Annotated in this window: 5 protein-coding genes; 2 read left to right on the top strand and 3 right to left on the bottom strand. The window is 63.1% G+C overall.

Annotated features, from left to right (window positions below; genetic code table 11):
- A partial coding sequence (locus ABR948_RS29035) for a DUF1178 family protein (RefSeq protein WP_428124680.1) occupies positions 1-120 on the top strand: 120 nt, incomplete at its 5' end.
- Between the two features lie 119 nt (positions 121-239).
- On the opposite strand, the gene ABR948_RS29030 is transcribed toward ABR948_RS29035, so the two are convergent.
- From ABR948_RS29030 to ABR948_RS29020, 3 genes are all read right to left on the bottom strand, one after another.
- Positions 240-1,139: an EamA family transporter gene (locus tag ABR948_RS29030; protein ID WP_428124678.1), complete on the bottom strand. Its 900-nt coding sequence runs from the start codon at positions 1,137-1,139 to the stop codon at positions 240-242.
- 244 nt (positions 1,140-1,383) lie between these two features.
- A complete protein-coding gene (gene ubiG, locus ABR948_RS29025; RefSeq protein ID WP_428124676.1) occupies positions 1,384-2,154 on the bottom strand; it encodes a bifunctional 2-polyprenyl-6-hydroxyphenol methylase/3-demethylubiquinol 3-O-methyltransferase UbiG in 771 nt (256 codons plus the stop codon).
- Positions 2,155-2,169: 15 nt separating this feature from the next.
- Positions 2,170-2,637 carry a PH domain-containing protein gene (locus ABR948_RS29020; RefSeq protein ID WP_428124674.1) on the bottom strand — a complete coding sequence of 156 codons (468 nt, stop codon included), beginning with the start codon at positions 2,635-2,637 and terminating at the stop codon, positions 2,170-2,172.
- 175 nt (positions 2,638-2,812) lie between these two features.
- Between ABR948_RS29020 and ABR948_RS29015 the strand changes: the two genes are divergently transcribed.
- A partial coding sequence (locus ABR948_RS29015; protein ID WP_428124672.1) for an aspartate kinase occupies positions 2,813-3,621 on the top strand: 809 nt, incomplete at its 3' end.

Genomic DNA, 3,621 nt, shown 5'->3' with positions numbered 1-3,621 from the left:
TACGGCGATATCGAACACCGCCCGATCTACGGCGAGGCGTCGCCGGAGGAAGCCCGCTCGCTAATCGAGGAAGGCGTCGAGGTGTCGCCGCTGCCGGTGCTGCCGGACGACCGGAACTGATATTTGCACACGCAGTTTCGTAGGGTGGGCAAAGGCGCACTTGCGCCGTGCCCACCATGATCATTTCACGACACGAGATGGTGGGCACGCTTCGCTTTGCCCACCCTACGAATCTCAGACTAAACCGCCACCAATAGCGCCACCCCGATCACGATCAGCGCGATGCCGGCAAGTTCGCGCGCCGACAGCGGCTGCTTGAACGAATAATACGCCACGGCTTGCGCGAACAGCACCTCGACCAGCGCCAGCGTGCGCACATTGGCCGCCGCGGTCAGCGCAAAGGCCAGGAACCAGAACTGCGAGGCGAACGCGCCCGTGAAGCCCGCGAGCATCGACGGCTTCCACAGCCCGAGGATCGCCTTGAGCACGCCCGGCGCGCGCGCCAGCAGATAGACCGTCAACACCAGCGTCTGCACGAACAGCCCGAACACCAGCGTGTAGGACGCCGCGGTCACGAACGACACCCCGGATATCGTGATGATCGCGCCGCGAAAGCCGATCGCCGACAGCGCGAATGTCGCGGCCGCGACAAGGCCGAGCACCGTCGGCCTCAGATCGGCAAAGCCCTTGGTGCCGCCGGGCCGCAGCGCGGTGATGATGACGCCGATGGTCGCGATCAGGATCGCGATCACCTTCAGTGAAGTCAGATGGTCGCCGAGAAAGACAAAGCCGAAGATCGCGGTCTGGATCGCCTCGGTCTTAAGGTAGGCCGTCGTCACCACGAACGAGCTGTCGTTCATCGCGAGCAACATCAATCCGGTGGCGACAATCTGGCAGAGCGCGCCGAGCATCAGCCATGGCCAGAACGCGGCTGTCGGCCACGGCAAGGGATCTCCGGTCAGGGCCAACAGGACCACGAAGAACACGATCGAGAACGGAAAGCCGAACAGGAAGCGGATATTGGTGGCGCCCCAGGTGCCGAGCGGCCCGGTCAACTGCCGCTGCATCGCATTGCGCGCGACCTGCCCCAGCGCGGCGATGACGGTGAAGGGAATCCAGAGCGTGGCGACGGTGAACATGGGGGGCGGCTACCTTACCCTCCCCTGGAGGGGGAGGGTCGACCGCGTAGCGGTCGGGGTGGGGTGACTTCTTACCTGCCATGCCGCGTAAGCAGCATCAATGATAGGAAGCGTCGAAGTCGGAATTAAGATAGACCGTTGCTCGGATCTACGTCTTCACCCCACCCCGTCGCGCATCGAGCGATGCGCGCCGACCCTCCCCCTCCAGGGGAGGGTGAAGAGCGAACGCAGAGACGACAAAGGCTCACACCCCCTCGGCGACTACCATATAGTTCACGTCCATATCCGAGGAGATGGTCCATTTGTCGGCGAACGGGCTGTAGACCACGCCGGCCTGTTCTGTGATGGCGAGCTTGTTGTTCTCGAGGTGATGCGCAAGTTCGTCGGGGGTGACGAACTTGTCCCATTGATGCGTACCGCGCGGCAGCCAGCGCAGCACATATTCGGCGCCGACGATGGCGAGCGCAAAGCTCTTCCAGTTGCGGTTCAGCGTCGAGATCACCATCAGCCCGCCGGGCTTGAGCATCGCCGCGCAGCGATTGAGGAACACGCCGATATCGCTGACATGCTCGATCACTTCCATCGCCAGCACGATATCGAAGCGTTCGCGCACGTCCATCTCTTCGACCGTGGTGCAGCGATAGTCGATCGACAAATGGCCCTTGTCCGCGTGCAGCCGGGCAGCCGCGATATTGCTGGCGGACGGATCGACGCCGATCACCTGCGCGCCAAGCCGCGTGAACGGCTCGCACAACAGACCGGCGCCGCAGCCGATATCGAGGATGCGCAGGCCGGACAGGCAATTCAGGCTTTTGACATTGCGTTCGAACTTGCGGCAGGCGGCGTCGCGAATATAGGTCAGCCGCAGCGGATTGATCTTGTGCAGCGGCGCCATCTTGCCGTTGGGGTCCCACCATTGGTCCGACAGCTTGGAAAATTTCACGATCTCGGCGGGATCGACCGTCGATGCCGGTGCGGCTGGGAAATTGGCGGGGGAATCTTGCTGCATGGCCATGGGTGCGCGCCGCTCCTATCGCGCGGTGATGAAATTGCGGAATGCGAGCGGCGAAGCGATGGTCGAGATGGTTTCCTTGCCCTCGCCGACGCCCAGAATCGTCACGTTGCCGTAATTGAGCAGGCGGCCGAGAATGCTCTGGTTGACGTCAACGCTCTCGACCTTGTCTAGGCTCATCTCAAAGGTGCGGCGCTTGATGAAACCGGTCTTGTGGACGACCCGCAAATTGGTGACGTCGGTCTCGGTGGTCCAGCGATGGAACCAGGCCGTCAGCATCTTGTACAGCGCGGCAACCGCCGCGATGGCCGCCAGCGCCAGACAGAGCAGCGTCGGCGTGTCGGCGACGACCAGTCGCGACAGGATGAAGAACGCGATCGCCACCAGCCAGGCCACGATCGCCGGCCAGTAAAATATCCAGTGCGCGTTGGTCGAATACAGCACCTTTTCGCCGGGCTGCAGGATATCGTCGATATAACGCCCCATACACTCCGCCTTGATTACCCAACCAAACCGACCCCACGCCCTGTCCGGGATGCCCCAAACCGGGTTGCTTGCCCCCAACCGCGCCGCTATGTATACGCGCCTTTTGGCCCGTGCGCTTCCGGTTTTGCGTGCGGATCACATTTACCTATCCTCGCAAAGGAATGCACCTGTCGTCATGGGCCGCCTCGTGATGAAATTCGGCGGCACCTCCGTCGCCAATATCGACCGCATCCGCAACGTCGCGCGCCACGTCAAGCGCGAGGTCGATGCCGGCCATGACGTCGCCGTGGTGGTTTCCGCGATGGCCGGCAAGACCAACGAGCTGGTGGAATGGTGCCGCGACGCCTCGCCGATGCACGACGCGCGCGAATATGACGCCGTGGTGGCGTCCGGCGAGCAGGTCACCGCCGGGCTGCTCGCGATCGCGCTGCAGGCGATCGGCATTCAGGCGCGCTCCTGGCAGGGCTGGCAGATCCCGATCAAGACCAGCGACGCCCATGCATCGGCACGGATTCTCGAGATCGACGGAACCGAGCTGATCAACCGCTTCAAGGACCGCAAGGAAGTCGCGGTCATCGCCGGCTTCCAGGGCATCAATCCGCTGACCGGGCGGATCACCACGCTTGGGCGCGGCGGTTCCGACACCTCGGCGGTGGCGATTGCGGCTGCCATTCATGCCGACCGCTGCGATATCTATACCGATGTCGATGGCGTCTATACCACCGACCCGCGCGTGGTTCCCAAGGCGCGCCGGCTCGACAAGATTGCGTTCGAGGACATGTTTGAGCTGGCCTCGCAGGGCGCCAAGGTGCTGCAGGTCCGCTCGGTGGAACTCGGCATGGTGCACAACATGCCGATCTTTGTCCGCTCCAGTTTCGACAAGCCCGAAGATATCGACCCGCACGCCAACCAGCCGCCGGGCACGCTGATCTGCAGCGAGGAGGAAATCATGGAAAGCCACGTCGTCACCGGCATCGCCTTTTC

Source organism: Bradyrhizobium sp., from assembly GCF_050014615.1.
Lineage (GTDB): Bacteria > Pseudomonadota > Alphaproteobacteria > Rhizobiales > Xanthobacteraceae > Bradyrhizobium.
The sequence above is the reverse complement of the archived record's forward strand: the minus strand, read 5'-3'. Positions and strand labels throughout refer to the sequence as shown.